This window comes from Pseudomonas sp. SIMBA_041 (assembly GCF_046535095.1).
GTDB lineage: Bacteria > Pseudomonadota > Gammaproteobacteria > Pseudomonadales > Pseudomonadaceae > Aquipseudomonas > Aquipseudomonas mucoides.
In genome coordinates this window covers 1-231 of sequence record NZ_JAWRXJ010001027.1, presented here as the reverse complement: position 1 = coordinate 231, position 231 = coordinate 1, and the positions used below count along the sequence as shown (strand labels likewise).

Here is a 231-nt window from a genome sequence, read left to right as displayed (position 1 = left end):
GGTCGCGCCGGCTTCGGGAACGAAGGTCACGCTTTGCTCGCAGACGGCACGGTAGTCCTTATCCATCCCCGGTTCCGTGTTGTAGAACATGAAGGCGAACGGACGATTGGCCGGGATCTTCAGCTCGTTGGCGCCAAAGCCCTCCTGGCGCCGCATGCGGTCGGTGGCGGCGGTCATGGGAATGCCCAGGTTGCGGAAATTGGGATTGGCAATGCCGCGATGGGGACGAAC

General features: G+C 62.8%; 1 pseudogene. It reads right to left on the bottom strand.

From position 1 onward, the window contains the following. A pseudogene (locus SB725_RS34230) lies at nucleotides 1-231 on the bottom strand (hypothetical protein); the annotation flags it as partial.